We start from the raw sequence: 253 nt of genomic DNA on the forward strand, positions 1-253 counted from the left end.
GCCGCTCTTCGGTCGTGGCGCGGGTGCTCGCCGAGCAGGTGGATCGCATCCTGCCGGGCCTGCTGCGGGTATTCGACGGCTCCGAAAAGGTGGTCAGCTACAGCCCGACGCGGCCCGGCGACGAGGCTGCCGGCATCCCGCCCCAGGAGCCAGGCCTCGAACTGGCCGGCAGCCGCGCCTATCAGGAGATGATCGGTGGCCAGCCCGGCATGCCCGCGCAGGAGGTCACCCTCTACGAGATCGAGATACGCCG

At 70.8% G+C, this 253-nt stretch carries 1 protein-coding gene; it reads left to right on the plus strand.

Features of this window, described 5'->3' with window-relative positions; genetic code table 11:
* Positions 1–14 precede the first annotated feature (14 nt).
* The coding region (locus tag FV233_RS30840) for a hypothetical protein (RefSeq protein ID WP_210249537.1) at positions 15–253 on the plus strand (239 nt) is incomplete at its 3' end.

Source organism: Methylobacterium sp. WL7 (assembly GCF_008040085.1).
In the GTDB taxonomy this organism is placed as follows: domain Bacteria; phylum Pseudomonadota; class Alphaproteobacteria; order Rhizobiales; family Beijerinckiaceae; genus Methylobacterium; species Methylobacterium mesophilicum.